Source organism: Syntrophales bacterium (assembly GCA_035363115.1).
Lineage (GTDB): Bacteria > Desulfobacterota > Syntrophia > Syntrophales > PHBD01 > PHBD01.
Genome location: DAOSEM010000001.1, coordinates 299,072 through 315,170, shown reverse-complemented (window position 1 = coordinate 315,170; position 16,099 = coordinate 299,072). Strand labels below are relative to the sequence as shown.

Annotated in this window: 17 protein-coding genes; 13 read left to right on the top strand and 4 right to left on the bottom strand. The window is 64.8% G+C overall.

All coding sequences use genetic code 11. The annotated features are described in order from the left end of the window. The first annotated feature begins 1 nt into the window (after position 1). From PLO63_01370 to PLO63_01360, 3 genes are read left to right on the top strand one after another with little or no spacing between them, the layout of a single operon-like run. Positions 2-778: a VacJ family lipoprotein gene (locus tag PLO63_01370; protein ID HOI72770.1), complete on the top strand. Its 777-nt coding sequence runs from the start codon at positions 2-4 to the stop codon at positions 776-778. 23 nt (positions 779-801) lie between these two features. After that, positions 802-3,003 (top strand): DUF3141 domain-containing protein, encoded by a 2,202-nt coding sequence (locus PLO63_01365; protein ID HOI72769.1) that lies wholly within the window; start codon positions 802-804, stop codon positions 3,001-3,003. Between the two features lie 48 nt (positions 3,004-3,051). After that, a complete protein-coding gene (locus PLO63_01360) occupies positions 3,052-3,654 on the top strand; it encodes a DUF488 domain-containing protein (GenBank protein ID HOI72768.1) in 603 nt (200 codons plus the stop codon). Between the two features lie 16 nt (positions 3,655-3,670). Here PLO63_01360 and PLO63_01355 read toward each other — a convergent pair whose 3' ends face one another. The 4 genes from PLO63_01355 to corA form a co-directional block, all read right to left on the bottom strand. Then, entirely contained in the window at positions 3,671-5,014 is a 1,344-nt protein-coding gene (locus PLO63_01355; GenBank protein ID HOI72767.1) for an aspartate aminotransferase family protein, read from the bottom strand. A gap of 51 nt (positions 5,015-5,065) precedes the next feature. Beyond that, entirely contained in the window at positions 5,066-5,746 is a 681-nt protein-coding gene (locus tag PLO63_01350) for an enoyl-CoA hydratase/isomerase family protein (protein ID HOI72766.1), read from the bottom strand. Positions 5,747-5,822: 76 nt separating this feature from the next. Then, positions 5,823-6,308 carry a ferritin family protein gene (locus tag PLO63_01345; GenBank protein ID HOI72765.1) on the bottom strand — a complete coding sequence of 162 codons (486 nt, stop codon included), beginning with the start codon at positions 6,306-6,308 and terminating at the stop codon, positions 5,823-5,825. 35 nt (positions 6,309-6,343) lie between these two features. Beyond that, a complete protein-coding gene (corA, locus tag PLO63_01340) occupies positions 6,344-7,414 on the bottom strand; it encodes a magnesium/cobalt transporter CorA (GenBank protein ID HOI72764.1) in 1,071 nt (356 codons plus the stop codon). A 196-nt stretch (positions 7,415-7,610) separates the two neighbouring features. Here corA and PLO63_01335 point away from each other — a divergent pair, with 196 nt between their 5' ends. From PLO63_01335 to PLO63_01290, 10 genes are all read left to right on the top strand, one after another. After that, complete coding sequence (locus tag PLO63_01335) at positions 7,611-8,393, top strand: NAD-dependent deacylase (GenBank protein ID HOI72763.1); 783 nt, start codon at positions 7,611-7,613, stop codon at positions 8,391-8,393. A gap of 1 nt (position 8,394) precedes the next feature. Then, on the top strand, positions 8,395-9,168 hold the full coding sequence (locus PLO63_01330) for an NRDE family protein (protein HOI72762.1): 774 nt from the start codon (positions 8,395-8,397) through the stop codon (positions 9,166-9,168). Further along, complete coding sequence (locus tag PLO63_01325) at positions 9,165-9,593, top strand: NUDIX hydrolase (GenBank protein HOI72761.1); 429 nt, start codon at positions 9,165-9,167, stop codon at positions 9,591-9,593. Before PLO63_01330 ends, PLO63_01325 begins: the two co-directional genes overlap by 4 nt. Before the next feature lie 84 nt (positions 9,594-9,677). Continuing rightward, positions 9,678-9,881 carry a DUF2065 domain-containing protein gene (locus PLO63_01320; protein ID HOI72760.1) on the top strand — a complete coding sequence of 68 codons (204 nt, stop codon included), beginning with the start codon at positions 9,678-9,680 and terminating at the stop codon, positions 9,879-9,881. A gap of 2 nt (positions 9,882-9,883) precedes the next feature. Beyond that, a complete protein-coding gene (gene queA / locus PLO63_01315) occupies positions 9,884-10,924 on the top strand; it encodes a tRNA preQ1(34) S-adenosylmethionine ribosyltransferase-isomerase QueA (protein HOI72759.1) in 1,041 nt (346 codons plus the stop codon). A gap of 581 nt (positions 10,925-11,505) precedes the next feature. Continuing rightward, positions 11,506-12,660 (top strand): tRNA guanosine(34) transglycosylase Tgt, encoded by a 1,155-nt coding sequence (tgt, locus tag PLO63_01310; GenBank protein HOI72758.1) that lies wholly within the window; start codon positions 11,506-11,508, stop codon positions 12,658-12,660. An 18-nt stretch (positions 12,661-12,678) separates the two neighbouring features. Continuing rightward, positions 12,679-13,008, top strand: coding sequence for a preprotein translocase subunit YajC (gene yajC / locus PLO63_01305; protein HOI72757.1), 330 nt, complete (start codon positions 12,679-12,681; stop codon positions 13,006-13,008). Between the two features lie 13 nt (positions 13,009-13,021). Continuing rightward, a complete protein-coding gene (gene secD / locus PLO63_01300) occupies positions 13,022-14,620 on the top strand; it encodes a protein translocase subunit SecD (GenBank protein ID HOI72756.1) in 1,599 nt (532 codons plus the stop codon). 52 nt (positions 14,621-14,672) lie between these two features. Next, a complete protein-coding gene (gene secF / locus PLO63_01295) occupies positions 14,673-15,584 on the top strand; it encodes a protein translocase subunit SecF (protein ID HOI72755.1) in 912 nt (303 codons plus the stop codon). A 1-nt stretch (position 15,585) separates the two neighbouring features. Then, positions 15,586-16,098, top strand: coding sequence for a DUF456 domain-containing protein (locus tag PLO63_01290; GenBank protein HOI72754.1), 513 nt, complete (start codon positions 15,586-15,588; stop codon positions 16,096-16,098). Position 16,099: the final 1 nt, after the last annotated feature.

Below are 16,099 nucleotides of genomic sequence, written 5' to 3'. Positions count from 1 at the left end.
CATGCCGTCTCTCTTTCGTCTTGCCCGCCCGATCCTGATCGTCCTGTGCCTGGTTTCCGTCATGGCCGGATGTGCCGCTACGACGGCTCCCGGGGTGCTTCCCGAGGTTCCGGCCATGCACTCGATCGAGGAATTCAGCGACGACGAGGGCATCGCCGTCATCAAGGATCCCTGGGAGCGCTTCAACCGCGGCATGTACAACTTCAACTACCGCCTCGACCGATACGTCGTGATTCCCGTCGTAAAGGGCTACGAGTTCATCGTCCCCACCCTTGCCCAGAAGGGTATCTCCAACGTTTTCAGTAATATAGGAGAACTTCGGACACTCTACAACAGCGTTTTCCAGTTGCAGGGGAAAAAGTTCGTCATCACGCTCGGCCGCTTCCTGGCCAACAGCACCCTCGGCGTCGGCGGCCTGTTCGATGCGGCCACGCCGATGGGGCTGAAACGGCAGCACGGCGACTTCGGCCAGACCCTGGGCCGCTGGAACGTCAATGCCGGTCCCTACCTGATCCTGCCCGTGCTGGGCCCCAGCACGGTGCGCGGAACAGGAGGGCTCGCAGTGGACGCGGGCATCCGTTACGCCGCGCTCTACGCCATCGACCCCCTCGGGAACGTCAACCACGGAGAGGTCATCCTCGCGGGCGTATCCGCGCTGGAAGCCGTCGACACAAGACACCGGGTGCCGTTCCGGTACTATGAGAGCGGCTATCCCTTCGAGTACGATTTCCTTCGTTTTCTCTATTGCAAATGGGACGAGTTGCTGATCATGAAATGACAGAACAGCAAGGAGGTTTGCCCGTGACACCCCCAGAGGAATCCAAATTCGGCGCACCGGCGGTGCCCGGTTTCGTACAGCAGGCCGTCGACTACTGGGCGGATGCCTGGCAGCGCACGATCCTGTACTGGGACGTGCTCCGGCAGCGGGGCAACCAGTACCGCCGGCACAAGGCGATGGTTGTGCCGCACGTTCTTCATTTCGAGGCCGAGCCGGTGCTCAACGGCCTGTTCTTCGAGCGGCCCGCCAGCTATGGACTGGTGCGGATCAAGCCGCCCGCGGGGATCGTCGTCGACCCGCTGAAGCGCCCCTTCGTCGTGGTCGATCCGCGGGCCGGGCACGGACCGGGGATCGGCGGGTTCAAAGCCGACAGCGAGATCGGCGTGGCCCTGCGCGCCGGACACCCCTGCTATTTCATCGGGTTCCTGCCCGAACCGATGCCCGACCAGACCATCGAGGACATCATCCGGGCCAAAGCGGTCTTCCTGGAAAAGGTGATCGAGCTGCACCCGGACGCGGAGGGCCGGCCCTGCGTGATCGGCAACTGCCAGGCCGGCTGGTCGGTCATGATGCTGGCGGCACTGCGACCGGATCTGTTCGGCCCGATCATCATCGCCGGCGCCCCGCTTTCCTACTGGGCCGGCGTGGAGGGGCAGAATCCCATGCGCTACAGCGGCGGGCTGCTGGGGGGAAGCTGGCTCACCGCCCTCACCGGAGACCTGGGCAACGGCAAGTTCGACGGCGCCTACCTGGTGGAAAATTTCGAGAACCTCAATCCGGCCAACACCCTGTGGGCCAAGAACTACAACGTCTGGGCGAAGGTGGATACCGAGGCGGCCCGCTTCCTGGAGTTCGAGAACTACTGGGGCGGCCACGTCAACCTCAACGCCGCGGAGATGCAGTGGATCGTCGACCATCTGTTCGTCGGCAACCGGCTCGCCACCGCCGAGATCACCACCAGCGACGGGATCCGTGTCGACCTGCGCAACATCCGCTCGCCCATCGTCTGCTTCTGCTCGAAAGGAGACAACATCACGCCCCCCCAGCAGGCCCTCGGCTGGATCGTCGACCTGTACGAGAAGGACGAAGACCTCTTCGCCTGCGACCAGACCATCGTCTATGCGATCCACGAGAGCATCGGCCACCTCGGCATCTTCGTGTCCGGCTCGGTGGCCCGGAAAGAGCACGATGAATTCGCCTCCAACATCGACCTGATCGACGTCCTTCCGCCCGGGCTGTTCGAGGCGGTCATGACCCCCAAGACCGGCGAGGCCGCCAGCCCGGACCTGGTCCCCGGGGAGTGGATCGTGCGGTTCGAGCCCCGCACCCTGGACGACATCCGGGCCGTCGTCCGGCCGAGCCTGGAAAACGACCGCCGGTTCGCAACGGCCCGCCGGGTCTCCGAAATCAATCTAGGCCTGTACCGCATGACGCTGCAGCCCTTCGTGCAGACCTTCGCCAACGACGCCGTCGCCTCGTGGCTGCACATGACGAATCCCGCGGTGCTTCCCTTCGAGCTCTTTTCCGACAAGAACCCGCTGATGAAGCCTCTCGCCCGGCTCGCCGAAGAAGTCCGAGGGGAGCGCCGGCCCCTGCCGCCCGACAACTGGCTGCAGGAGGTGCAGTCGGCGGTCTCGGAGGGAATCGTCGCCGCCCTCGACGGCTGGCGCGACTGGAGGGACAGGAGCGTGGAACAGGTCTTCCTGTGGACGTACGGCTCCCCCCTGCTGCAGGCGCTGGTGGGACTGCGGGCGACCGACGCGGGCCCGCGCCGGCGGCCCGGCGTGGAGCCGGAGCGGATCGAGTTCATCCGGGGGCGCATCGCCGCCTTCAAGGCCCGCATCGCCGAGGGCGGCTTGCACGAGGCGGCCGTCCGCAGCCTGATCTACATCGGCACGCTGGAAGCGGGGTTCGGGGTGGACGAGCGCCACTTCAAGGCCCTGCGCATGATGCGCGCCCGCAATGACGCCGTCACCCTGGAGGAATTCAAGCGCATGGTGAGGCGGCAGTTCTACAGCCTGCTCCTGGACCGCGAAGCGGCGCTGGCCGCGATCCCGTCCATGCTGCCCCCGGATGCCCGCCTGCGGGCAAGGGCGCTCGAAGCCATCCGGAAGATCGTCTCCGCGGCGGGGAAGCCGACCCGGGAGGCGTCCCGGCGGCTGGCCCGGGTGGAGCAGCTCTTCGGAACGGGCGTCCCGGCGCCGGGGGGGCCGGACAGGACCTGACATGGGACGGCATCTCTTTGCTCCTCCGGCGCAGCGGGCCGGTCGATCATGAAGGTCTACACCGTCGGCCACTCGAACCACACCTGGGAGGAATTTCTCCTCCTGCTGGAGCGGCACCGCATCGACGCCGTGGCGGATGTCCGCTCCCGGCCCTACAGCCGCCACGTTCCCCGGTTCAACAAGAGCGAGATCCAGCGGAAACTGCAGGAAGCGGGCGTCGCGTACGCCTTCCTCGGCCGCGAGCTCGGGGCGCGGAGCGAAAACCCGTCCCATTACCTTGACGGACGGGTCTGCTTCGAACGGCTGGCCCGGGATGAATCGTTCCGGCAGGGGATTGAGCGCGTCATGAAGGGAATCGAGGCGTATCGCATCGCCCTGATGTGCGCGGAGAAAGATCCGCTGGACTGCCACCGGGGCATCCTCGTGGCGCGCCGCCTCCAGGAGCGCGGAGTCGAGGTGCTGCACATCCTGGCGGACGGAACCGCTGAACCGCATCCGGAGATGGAACGGCGCATGCTGGTTGGGCTGGGAATCGAGGAGACGGACATCTTCCGCAGCCGGGAGGACATCCTGGCGGACGCATACGCCCGCCGAGGCCGGCAGATCGCCTATGCAAGGACCGCGGACGGACCGTCGGCCGGAAAGGCCTGAACCGGGCAGCCGACGGCTATCCGAGCTCCGCCGCCACCTCCCCGATCGCCTCGTCGAGCGTGGCGACCAGGTTGTCGATCTGGGCCTCCGTGATGATGAAGGGCGGCGCCAGGAGGATGTGGTCGCCGTGGACGCCGTCGGCGCCGCCTCCGCCGGGATAGGTGATGAGGCCCTTCGCGAAGGCGCGGCTCCCGACGAGGGCGTTGACCTTCTGCGCCGGGGCGAAGGTCTCCTTCGTCTCCCGGTCCTTCACCAGCTCCACCCCGGCAAAGAGCCCCAGCCCGCGGATGTCCCCGACCATGGGGTGCCGGCGGAGGACCTGGAGCTTCTCCAGGAGATACGCCCCCAGGACGGCGGACCGGTTCACCAGGCCGTGGGCGTCCATGTAGTCGAGGACCGCCAGGGCGACGGCGCATCCCAGGGGGTTCTGGCTGTAGGTGTGGCCGTGGACGAAGGTCCCCGTGGCCTCCCGGATGACCCGGTGGATCTCCCCCTTCGCGATGACCACGTTGACGGGATGGTAGCCCGCCGAGAGCCCTTTGGCGCAGACGATCAGGTCCGGGACGGTGTTCCAGTGATCGAGGGCGAAGTTCCTGCCCGTCCGGCCGACCCCGGTCATGACCTCGTCGGCGATCAGGAGCACGTCGTAGCGGTCGCAGATCTCCCGGATCCTCTGGAAATAGCCGTCCCGCGGCACCAGGCAGCCCGCGGTCGCCCCGACGACGGGCTCGGCGATGAAGGCCGACACGGCGTCGGGTCCCTCGTACAGGATGGCCCGCTCCAGCTCGTCGGCGCATTCCAGGGAGCACGAAGCGGGCTCCCGGCCCCAGGGGCATCGGTAGCAGTAGGCCGGCGGGATGTGGGGTGTGTGGGGGAACAGGGGCAGGTAATACTTCCGCCGTCCCGTGTGGCCTCCCAGGGACAGGGCCCCCAGGGAATTCCCGTGAAAGCTCGTCCAGCGGGAGATGACCTTGTATTTCGAGGGCTTCCCCCGGTCCACCTGGTACTGCCGGGCCATCTTGACGGCCGTCTCCACCGCCTCGGAGCCGATGGAGCAGTAGTAGACCCGCTCCAGTCCGGGAGGCGCCATCCGCACCAGGCGCTCCGCCAACTCCACGGCGGGACGGCTCGTGAACTGGCTGCCGTGGGTGAAGGTGACCTTCTCCATCTGGGACGCCGCGGCCGCGGCGATCTCCCGGATGCCGTGGCCGATGGAGGCCACCACGGCTCCCCCGGAGCCGTCAAGGTATCGTTTCCCGTCCGTGTCCCAGAGGTAGACACCTTCGCCCCGCTCCACCGTGGGGTAGAACTTCGCGGGGCTCCGGTAGAAAACGTGGTCGTCGTTCGTCCGGCCGGTCATGTCGCTCACCCGTCCTTTGCCGCAGCATCCGTGCCCTCCCCGGGGCCGTGTCTATTTCTTCTGCGCCTCCACCATGGCGATGAGCCCCTTCCGGAGGCCCCGCTTGATGGAGGTGTAGGTCGCCCGGTCCTTCTTGGACAGGAAATCCGCAAGTTCCATGGCCTTCGCCGGCAGGACGTCGCCCGGGTAGATCGCCGAGGCGACCTTCATGGCCAGCGCCTCGGGCCCGGCGATCCGCTTCCCCGTCAGCATCAACTCCCGGAGGCTGGGATAATCCGCGAGGGTGGAAATCATCTCGTGCATCAGGGGCGTGAAGGGCACCCGGACGTCCACCTCGGAGAAGCAGAAAAAGCCCCGGTCCTCCCGCATGAGGCGGAAGTCGAAGCAGGTGGACATGACGGCCGCCCCGGCGAAGGTGTGCCCCACGAGGCAGGCCACCGTGGGCATGTCCAGGAGGGCGATCCGCACGAACAGGTCGTCGAGCTGCTTCGCCAGTTTCGGGAAGCAGTCCTTGGGCTGGGCGAGGAGCCAGGGCAGGTTGATCCCGTTGCTCCAGAACTTCGGGTCGTTGCTTGTAACCAGGAGGGCCGCGTTTCCCTCGGCCGCCGCGACCTCGTCCAGGGCGGCCTGGAATTCGGCGGTCCAGTCCAGGGTCATGGTGTTCTGTTCCGCGCCGTTCGTCATCGTAAGGACGAAGACGGCCCCTTCCTTCGTCAGGTTCATCGTGGCCATGCGTTCGATCTCTCCCCCTTCCTTTTTCCTTCACACGGATGCCCGGAACGGACCGCCCCGGGCATCCGTGCCGGATTTACTTCGAAAACTTCGCCTTCAGGTCCGTCAGGATGCAGAAATGCTTCCGCTCCTCGGCGATAATTTTGTCGACCGCGTCGTAGTTTCCGGGGCCCAGGAGTTCTTTGATCTCGTGGTAGTAGTTGATGGAGTCGAGCTCCCGGCGGATCCCGAAATCCAGCGCCGAGACGGTGTCCTTCACCAGGGCCATCTCCTTGTCGAGAAGATCCTTCCGGAAGATGACGGCGTTGTCCACATAGCTTCTCAGGTATGCCGCGTATTCCCCCGCGAACGATTCCGGCGGCGGAGGGGTCTTTTCCATGGCGGCGAAGATCTGGGAAAAGGTCTTCCCGTGCTTCAGCTCCTCCTCGGCCAGTCTTTCGAAAATCTTCTTCGCGTCGTCGTCCTTCATGAGCTGGACGGCGAACCGGTAGAAATTCGCCCCGTTCTCCTCGACCCGGACGGCGAACTGAACGATATCCGTGGCATCAAACAGGCTTCCCATTGCAAATACCTCCTCGATTCTGTTTTTTTATTTTTTCACATCCACTTTTTCTTCCTGAAATACACGAACATCGACAGGCCCATCACCACAATCAGCCCCCAGAAGAGATAAGGGTAGCCCCAGGCCCACTCGATCTCGGGGAAATGCTTGAAGTTCATGCCGTACACGCCGGCCAGGAACGTCATGGGCATGAAGATGGTGGCGATGACGGCCAGCACCTTCATGATCTCGTTCATCCGGTTGTTGACGCTCGACAGGTAGATGTCGAGCATGCCCGAGAGCATGTCCCGGTCGTTGTCGATGGCGTCGTTGATCTGGATCACGTGATCGTACACGTCCCGCAGGTAGATCCCCGTGGACGGACGGACCAGGGGCGACTCCAGCCGCTCCAGGCGGCTCAGCACCTCCCGCAGGGGCCAGACGGATTTCCGGAGGAACATCCCCTCCCGCTTCAGGTGCAGAAGGGAGTGCAGCGTCGCCGGAACGGGGCGCTCGAGGACCGCTTCCTCCACCTCCTCGATCCGCTCCCTCATCTGCTCCAGGATGGCGAAATAGCCGTCCACCAGCTGATCCAGGAGGGCGTAGGCCAGGTAATCGGGACCGTGGCGGCAGATCCTTCCCTGGCAGGCGGCGATCCGGTCGCGGAGCGCGCTGAAACGGTTCCCCTCCCGTTCCTGCAGGGACAGGATCCAGTTGGGTCCCAGGACGATGCTGATCTGCTCGGAAACCAGGTCCCCTCCGGGCTCCTCGGCGCTGATGAAGCCTTTCAGGACGATGAAGATGTAGTCGTCCCCGTCGTCGATCTTCGGGCGCTGCTCCGTGTTGAGGATGTCCTCCAGGATCAGGGGATGGAGACCGAAGACCTCTCCCAGGCGCTCCAGGATCTTCACATCGTGCAGACCCGCCACGTGGTACCAGGCAACCCCTCCCTGATCCCGGGGCGGGAGGACCACCTGGCCGGCGGTGACGGAGTGCTCCTCGAAATGCTCCCCCTCGTACCGGATCAGGGTGATCCGCGGCTCCTCCACGCGGCGCTCACCGATGTGCACAAGCGTTCCGGGGGGAAGGCCGGACTTTGCCGACCGCTTGATCCTGCGTCTCGCCATGGTTTCCTCTGCCGGAGAGCCCCAATCCCGAATGGAGCGATTATCCTTAACCAAATCACAGGGCAAAAACAAACAAAAAAAGCTCCGGGGCGGCCGCGCAGGCCCGGTGGCGGCGCCTCGTGGGCGTCTTTCCCGTTGACATCGCCGGCCTTTCTCCATACAGAGGAACGACTTCCAGACAGGGTGGGAAACGAGCATGACGGAGACGAACCTGGAGAAACAGATCGACGCCGTGGCCGGGATGATCGCCCGGTCGTCCAATATCGTCGTCTTCACCGGCGCCGGGGCGAGCACCGAGTCCGGGATCCCCGACTTCCGGAGCCCCGGGGGGATCTGGACGAAGTTCGATCCCGAGGACTTCACCATCGACAAATTCCTCTCCAGCCCGCAGACCCGCCGGAAGCAGTGGCGGTTCCTCCTGGAGAGCGGCCTCTTCACCGCCGCCGAGCCGAACCGGGCGCACCTGGCCGTGGCGGAGCTGGAGCGGATGGGACGGCTGCGGGCCGTCATCACGCAAAACGTGGACAACCTGCACCAGAAGGCGGGAAACAACCCCGAACGGGTCTACGAGCTTCACGGCAACATGGCCTGGGTGAAGTGCCTCGATTGCAGCGAGCGCTATGCCCTGGAGTCGATCCTGTGGCAGTCCATGGGCGGTTCCGATGTTCCGGTTTGCGAAAAGTGCCGCGGCATCCTGAAGCCCGACGTGATTTTCTTCGGCGAGATGCTGCCTCCCCGGGTCCTTCGGGACGCCACCGAGCACGCCCGGAGCTGCGATCTCTTCATCGTCATCGGCTCCTCCCTGGTGGTCTACCCCGCGGCCTACATGCCCGCCTATGCCAAGGAGGCCGGCGCAAAACTCGTCATCATCAACATGGCGCCCACCCCCTACGACATGGACGCGGACCTGGTCCTCCAGGCGGGTGCGGGGGATGCCATGGAAAAGATCCTGGCGGGTGTCCGGGCCGGGCTGTCCTGACATGTGCCTGATCCTCCTGGCCTGGCAGGCCCATCCCGAATATCCCCTGATCCTGGCGGCCAACCGGGATGAGTTCTACGACCGGCCGACGGCGGCGGCGGACTTCTGGGAAGAGCGGCCCGACATTCTAGGCGGCCGGGACCTCCAGGAAGGGGGGACCTGGCTGGGCGTGACCCGTCGGGGACGCTGGGCGGCCCTGACGAACTTCCGCGATCCGGCGGCCATCCGGCCGGGAAGGCCCTCCCGGGGGTGGCTGGTCCGGGAATACCTGGAGGGATCGGAATCCCCGCAAGCCGCCATGGAGCGTCTTGCCCCCCGCGCACCGGAATACAATCCCTTCAACCTGTTCCTGGGCGATGCGGATTCGCTTTTCTACCTCTCCGGCAGGGGGCCGTCGGGCCCCGTTCCCCCGGGCGTCCACGGGCTGTCCAACGCCCTCCTGGACACGCCCTGGCCCAAGATCCGCCGGGGCCGGGAGGCGTTCCGAATCCTCCTGGAGCAGAATCCCGAACCGGACCCGGAGGCCCTCTTTCGGCTCCTCGCGGACATGGAGCGGGCCCCCGACGGGGACCTCCCCGAAACCGGGATCGGCCTCGAGTGGGAGAGGATCCTGTCGCCGCTGTTCATTGCGAGCCCGACCTACGGGACCCGCTCCTCGACCGTCCTCATGACGGACCGCGGCGGCGGGATCACCTTTATCGAGCGGTCCTTCCGGGGCTCCCCCGATTCCGGGGCGACGGCCAAGTTCACCTTTTCCCGGGAGGCAGCGCCGTGAGCGGAAGGGAATACCCCGATCGGCCCCGGGTCGGCGTGGGGGCCATCGTCATTCATGAAGGCAGGGTTCTTCTCGTAGAGCGGGGCATCGACCCCAGCCGCGGCCTCTGGGCCATCCCCGGCGGATCCCTGGAGCTGGGCGAGACGATCCAGGCGGGAGCGGAGCGGGAGATCCTGGAGGAGACGGGAATCGTGATCCGGGCGGGTGAACCGGTCTACACGTTCGATTTCTTCGAGCGCGATGCGGAGGGACGGATCCGCTTCCACTACGTCATCGTGGACGTCATCGGGGAGTACGTCTCCGGCCGGGTGCAGGGCGCCGACGACGCCGCGGACGCCCGCTGGCTGTCCCCGGAGGATCTGGCGGCCCTGCCCGTGTCGCGCAACACCCTGCGAGCCCTGCGGAAGGTGGGTTTTCTCCCGTGACGGGGTCCGGATGCAGATGAAATGAAGACGCGGGGGACATGCCAGGGACCCGTGCCGGGCAGCCCCATCGAGGCATAAAGACGGATGGAACAGACAAGCGGAATGGAATTCTTTCTCTGCGTCCTCGGGATGGTCTTCATCGTCGAGGGCCTGCCCTATTTCGCCTTTCCGGCGCAGATCAAGCAGTACCTGGTGAAGCTCCTGGAAATCCCCGAACGCACGCTCCGGTTCCTCGGCCTGGGGGCCATTGTCATGGGGCTCCTCCTGGTCTATCTCGGCAGGCAATAAGGATGGATCCGTCGGTCTTCGACTATTTCCTGCCCCCCGAGCGAATCGCCCAGGAGCCGGCGGCGGAGCGCGACCGGTCGCGCCTGCTGGTGGTCCGGCGGGATCGGGACGGGCTGGAGGAGCGCGTCTTCGCCGACCTTCCGGAATTTCTTAAGCCAGGAGACGTCCTGGTCGTCAACGACTCGCGGGTCATCCCGGCACGGCTGAACGGGCGGCGGGAAACCGGGGGGGCCGTGGAGATCCTGCTTCTCCCGCTTCCGGCGGGAGCGGATCCGGAGGGACGAACCTGGGAGGCCCTCCTCCGGCCGGCGCGACGTCTGCGCCCGGGCGACCGAATTCTCCTCCCGGAGGGGGCCGCCGCGGAGATCGTCGAGCGCATTTCCGACAAGAAGTGGCGGGTCCGGTTTCACGCCGGGGAGCCTTTCAACGCCTATCTGGACAGGATCGGACGGCCACCCCTGCCGCCCTACATCCGCCGGGATCCCGGCGATCCCGGAACGGCGCATGACCGGGAGCGCTACCAGACCGTATACGCCCGTCCCCCCGGCTCCGTGGCGGCCCCCACGGCAGGCCTTCACTTCACCCCGGCGGTCTTTGCGGAGCTGGAGAAAAAGAATATTCCCGTGGCGCGACTGACCCTGCACGTGGGATACGGGACCTTCCAGCCGCTGCCGGAAGGTCCGCTGGAAAACGCCGGCCTGGACGCGGAACATTACGAACTGACTTCGGAAACGGCCCGCCTGATCAACGATGCCCGGCGCGTGGTGGCCGTCGGGACGACCTCCACCCGGGTACTGGAGACGCTGGCCGACGAGAACGGACGGGTGGCCGCCGGGGAGGGATACACGGACCTGTTCATCCGCCCGGGGCACCGGTTCCGCTGCACCGGGGCCATGGTGACGAACTTCCACCTCCCCCGGTCGTCCCTCTTCATCCTGGTCTGCGCCTTCGCCGGGACGGAACGGATGAAGGCGGCCTACCGCCGGGCCGTGGAGGACGGATTCCGGTTTTACAGTTATGGGGATGCGATGCTGATCCTCTGAATATACGCGGCTGCTGAAAAAGGGCGTCTGCTGCGTTGCCCTCATCCCGCTCCGCTCGACGTACCGACAAGTACGCCTCACGGCCCGGGATTTCGGGCGCCTTGCATTCAACCCTTTTTGAACAGCCGCCGGGTTGATTCATGGGAATTGCGCGTGAGAGAGGCTTCCCTCGCGCTCAGAAGCGATTTTTCGACCCTGCATCGTCTCGCTCCGCTGCAAAGTCATAACTCGCACCGGACGGTGCTCAGACAGATGACTTTGCGGGCGCTTCGCTGCGACGGCAGGGTATCCCGAAAAAGCCGCTATTCGCGCTCCGGGAAGCCCCCCTCCCCGACCAATGTCCGCGGGGCGGGGGCACACGAGACGGGAATTCTGGTTGTTTTCCGCCTCTCCTCTGCATCCGCGGGGGCGCGACCGGGGGTTCCCAGAGGAGCGATTAGAAAACGTTTCCGGATCCCAGGCTCATCAATTTCAGAAGGTGAAGAGCGGAAACGTTTTCGCGACGGCGGGAATCCCCGTGGCAGCCCCCGCGCCGAGATACAATTGCTTTGCCGCGGGGAAATTGGGTTGTAAGGACGTCCATGACAGAACCAGGCTTTGAATTGTTAAAAGAAGACACCGGTACCAGGGCCCGGCTGGGGCGGATCGCCACGCCCCACGGGGAGATCCGGACGCCCGCGTTCATGCCCGTGGGGACCCAGGGGACCGTCAAGGCCCTGCTTCCGGAGACGGTCCGGGAACTGGGCGCGGATGTCATCCTCGGGAATACGTATCATTTATATTTGAGACCCGGCCACGAGCTGGTCCGCCGCCTGGGGGGGCTTCACCGGTTCATGAACTGGCCCGGCCCGATCCTGACCGACAGCGGCGGATTCCAGGTCTTCAGCCTCGGGGCCCTCCGGAAGATCACCGAAGACGGGGTCACCTTCCAGTCCCACATCGACGGATCAAGGCACGACCTCACCCCCGAGACCGCCGTGGCCATCCAGGAGGCCCTCGGGTCGGACATCATGATGTGCCTCGACGAGTGCACCCCCTACCCGGCGACGGTCCGGGAGGCCCGGGTCTCCATGGAGCGGACGAACCGCTGGGCTCGGAGGTCCCTGGAGGCCCGGACGAACCGCTTCCAGATGCTCTTTGCCATCGTCCAGGGGGGGATGTACCCGGACCTGCGCCGGCAGGCCCTGGAGGAGCTGGCGGCCCTGGACTTCGAGGGCTATGCCCTGGGGGGGCTCAGCGTCGGGGAGCCGAAGGATATCATGGATGAGATCGTGGCCGGGACGGCTCCGCTCCTCCCCCGGGGAAAGCCCCGCTACCTGATGGGCGTGGGGACCCCCGCCGACATCGTCAAGAGCGTCTCCGCCGGCATCGATCTCTTCGACTGCGTCATGCCCACGCGATGCGCAAGGAATGGATTATTATTTACAAACACCCAAAAGGTTGTTATAAAGCACGCCCGCTGGCGGGAGGACGAGCTTCCCCTCGACGAAGCCTGCGACTGCTACACCTGCAGGCACTACTCGCGTGCTTACCTCCGGCATCTCTACATGGCCCGGGAGATCCTGGCCATGGTGCTCAACACGATTCACAATGTCCGGTTCTATCTCCGACTGATGGAACGGATCCGGGAAGAGATCCGGGGGGGGAGTTATACGGTCTGGAAACGGGCGTTTCTGGACCGGTGGGAAGACGAGCCGGCGGGGAATGCCGATGCAAACTCGGAGATTCCCGAATAAATCAGGGAGGATATTTTCGTGATCGGAACCGCATATGCCATGGGGATGCCCGGAGGCGGGGGCGCGGGAGGGGACTGGAGCTTCATCGTCATGATGGGCGTCCTGTTCGCCATCTTCTACTTCCTGCTCATCCGGCCCCAGATGAAACAGCAGAAAGAGCACAAGGACATGCTGGCCAGCCTGACCCACGGGGATCTGGTCATGACCTCGGGGGGGATCCAGGGGAAAATAACCGCCGTCGCGGACAACGTCGTGACCCTGGAGATCGCCGACAAGGTGAGAATCAAGGTGGGCAAGAGCTTCATCAGCACCGTCCTCCAGAAGGCCGGGAAGGAATCGAAGGAATAACCAGGGGTTCGCCATGATCAAGAGCATCCGCATCCGTGTCGCCATTACCGTTGTCATCTGCCTGGGGGCGCTGTTTTACCTGACGCCGACCCTGATTCCGGACCTGCCCGAGTTCTGGAAGAAAAATCTTCCCTCGGACCGGATCCACCTGGGGCTGGACCTGCAGGGGGGAATGCACCTCATCCTGGAGGTGGACACCGCGAAAGCCCTTGAAAGCACGATGGAACGCACGTCCAACGACTTGAAGGAAACCCTGATGGACAAGCGCGTCCGCTTCCGCAACATCGAGCGGACGAAGGCGGGCATCAGCCTGGAGCTGCCGGATCCGGCCTCCCGGGGGGCCTTCGACAAGATCCTGAAGGACAGCTACCCCGATCTGGAGGTGGCCAAATCGGAAACCCGGGAAGGGCGCGACCAGGTGACCCTGAAGATCAAGGACAAGCGGGCCGCGGAGATGAAGACGTTTGTCGTCGAGCAGAGCCTGGAGACCATCCGGAACCGGGTGGACCAGTTCGGCATCTCCGAACCGGAAATCATGCCCCAGGGGGACGACCGGATCGTCGTCCAGCTTCCGGGGATCCAGGACCCCGCCCGGGCGAAGAACCTGATCGGCAAGACGGCGCTTCTGGAGTTTAAGCTCCTCGACGAGGAGCATTCCCTGGACGACGCCCTCCGTGGCAACGTCCCCGAGGGAAGCGCGGTCCTCCGCGGCTACAAGGTGGAGCCGGAATCGGGCCGCCGGACCGACGTGCCCTATCTCGTGCGGAACAAGACCCTCCTGACGGGCGGGGCGCTGGAGAACGCCCAGGTCAAGATCAGCGACCGCTTCGGCGAGCCTTACGTGGCCATCAAGTTCAACAGCCAGGGGGCCAACGAATTCGAGCGGATCACCGGGGAAAACGTCAAGAAGAGACTCGCCATCGTGCTGGACGGCGTTGTCCACTCGGCGCCGGTCATCCAGGAGAAGATCTCCGGGGGCCAGGCCCAGATCACGGGGACCTTCACCATGGATGAGGCCAAGGACCTGGCCATCGTTCTTCGGGCGGGTGCCCTGCCGGCGCCGGTCGTGATCCTGGAGGAGCGGACCGTGGGACCGTCCCTGGGCCAGGACTCCATCAACAAGGGGCTCTGGTCCGTCGCCATCGGCGGCCTCCTGGTGGTCCTGTTCATGGGCTTCTACTACAAATGGGCCGGCGTCATCGCCAACAGCGCCGTCATTCTCAACATCATCCTCCTCATGGGGACCCTCTCGGCCTTTAAGGCGACGCTGACCCTGCCGGGCATCGCCGGCATCGTTCTCGTCATCGGCATGGCCGTGGACGCCAACGTTCTCATCTTCGAGCGGATCCGCGAGGAGGTGAGGAACGGGAAGACCCCCAAGATGGCCGTCGAGGCGGGCTACGGCAAGGCGTTCCTGACAATTCTCGACTCGAACGTGACGACCCTCATCGCCGCCCTGTTCCTGTTCGGCTTCGGGACCGGTCCCGTGAAGGGCTTTGCCGTGACGCTCACCATCGGCATCATCGCCAGCATGTTCACCGCCGTCTTCGTGACGCGGATCGTCTTCGACCACTTCGTCCTGAACCGGAAGATCTCCCGGATCAGCGTATGAAACCGGGGCGGAAAGAACCCCGGACGCCATTTCCCAAACTGAGGAGCACCGCATGGAACTGATCAAGGCGGGTACCAACTTCGATTTCGTCGGCAAGATGAAGATCGCCTTCGGCATATCCCTGGCACTGATCGTCATCAGCATCGCCTCCATCGTCTGGCACGGAGGTCTCAACTACGGCATCGACTTTGCCGGGGGGACTCTCATTCAGATCAAGTTCCAGCACGAGCCGGCCCCGGAGAAGATCCGGGCGGCCTTCAAGCCCATCGGCCTGGAGGGGAGCACCATCCAGCAGTACGGTGAGAACGAGGTGGTGGTGCGCATCGGCGACTCGGCTGAAAACACAAAAGAAACAAGCGACAAGATCCAGCAGGCCCTGACGTCCGCCCTCGGAGCGGGGACCTTCGACATCCGCCGCGTCGAGTACGTGGGACCCAAGGTCGGGAAAGACCTGACCAAGAAGGCGCTCCTGGCGATTTTCTTTTCCTGGGTCGGCATGCTCATCTACATCGCCTTCCGGTTCGAGTTCCGTTACGGCGTGGGCGGCATCCTGGCCCTGGTGCACGACACGATCATCACCGTGGGGGCACTGTCGCTCCTGGGCAAGGAGTTCGACCTCACCATCGTGGCGGCCCTGCTTACGATCATCGGCTACTCCATCAACGACACCATCGTCGTCTTCGACCGGATCCGGGAAAACGTCCGGAAAAACATCAAGCAGGACCTGGCCACGCTGATCAACACCAGCGTGAACGAAACCCTGAGCCGGACCATCCTGACCGCCCTGACGGTCTTCATCGTCCTGGTGGCGCTCTTCTTCCTGGGGGGAGCGGTGATCCACGACTTTGCCTTTACCCTCCTCGTCGGCATCGTGATCGGAACCTATTCCTCCATTTTCATCGCCAGCTCCATCGTGCTGGCCTGGGAGAGGCTCCGGCCGGCAGGGAAAAAGGGGAAAAAGTAACTTGTCCTTTCTGGAATCGGCCGGCATCTTTCTTCTCATCATCACCTTCCTGGTGGGATTGCTGGCCACCCTGCTCGGACTGCCCGGCCAGTTCCTGATCCTGGCGGCGGCCCTTGTGTACGCCGCCGCGACGGGATTCGCCACCCTGGGCTGGAAGGTCCTCCTGATTCTGGTCTTCCTGGCGGCCCTGGCGGAGGCGCTCGACTTCGGCCTCCGGGCGGTCGGTGCGGCCCGGTTCGGAGCCTCCCGGAAGGGCGCCTGGGCGGCGATCCTGGGCAGCATCGCCGGCATGTTTCTCTTCACCCCGTTCCTGTTCGGCCTGGGAACGGTGCTGGGGGCCTTCGCCGGAGGATTTGCCGGCGTTTTTGCCGTGGAAATGATGCAACAGCGGAAGATCCGGCCGGCCCTGCGCGCCGGCCTGGGGTCGATTCTGGGCGGGATGGCGGTCATCCTGGCAAAGGGAGGCGCCGCCCTGGTCATGATCGTCGTTACCCTCATCAACATTTATTCGTAAC

Excerpts from the sequence above, each read along its gene's own strand:
- tgt (HOI72758.1), top strand. The coding sequence starts at position 11,506 with ATGACAGAACCAGGCTTTGAATTGTTAAAAGAAGACACCGGTACCAGG.
- PLO63_01350 (HOI72766.1), bottom strand. The coding sequence starts at position 5,746 with ATGGCCACGATGAACCTGACGAAGGAAGGGGCCGTCTTCGTCCTTACG.
- corA (HOI72764.1), bottom strand. The coding sequence starts at position 7,414 with ATGGCGAGACGCAGGATCAAGCGGTCGGCAAAGTCCGGCCTTCCCCCC.
- PLO63_01330 (HOI72762.1), top strand. The coding sequence starts at position 8,395 with ATGTGCCTGATCCTCCTGGCCTGGCAGGCCCATCCCGAATATCCCCTG.
- PLO63_01345 (HOI72765.1), bottom strand. The coding sequence starts at position 6,308 with ATGGGAAGCCTGTTTGATGCCACGGATATCGTTCAGTTCGCCGTCCGG.
- secF (HOI72755.1), top strand. The coding sequence starts at position 14,673 with ATGGAACTGATCAAGGCGGGTACCAACTTCGATTTCGTCGGCAAGATG.
- PLO63_01360 (HOI72768.1), top strand. The coding sequence starts at position 3,052 with ATGAAGGTCTACACCGTCGGCCACTCGAACCACACCTGGGAGGAATTT.
- queA (HOI72759.1), top strand. The coding sequence starts at position 9,884 with ATGGATCCGTCGGTCTTCGACTATTTCCTGCCCCCCGAGCGAATCGCC.
- secD (HOI72756.1), top strand. The coding sequence starts at position 13,022 with ATGATCAAGAGCATCCGCATCCGTGTCGCCATTACCGTTGTCATCTGC.
- PLO63_01335 (HOI72763.1), top strand. The coding sequence starts at position 7,611 with ATGACGGAGACGAACCTGGAGAAACAGATCGACGCCGTGGCCGGGATG.
- PLO63_01370 (HOI72770.1), top strand. The coding sequence starts at position 2 with ATGCCGTCTCTCTTTCGTCTTGCCCGCCCGATCCTGATCGTCCTGTGC.
- PLO63_01355 (HOI72767.1), bottom strand. The coding sequence starts at position 5,014 with ATGACCGGCCGGACGAACGACGACCACGTTTTCTACCGGAGCCCCGCG.
- PLO63_01320 (HOI72760.1), top strand. The coding sequence starts at position 9,678 with ATGGAACAGACAAGCGGAATGGAATTCTTTCTCTGCGTCCTCGGGATG.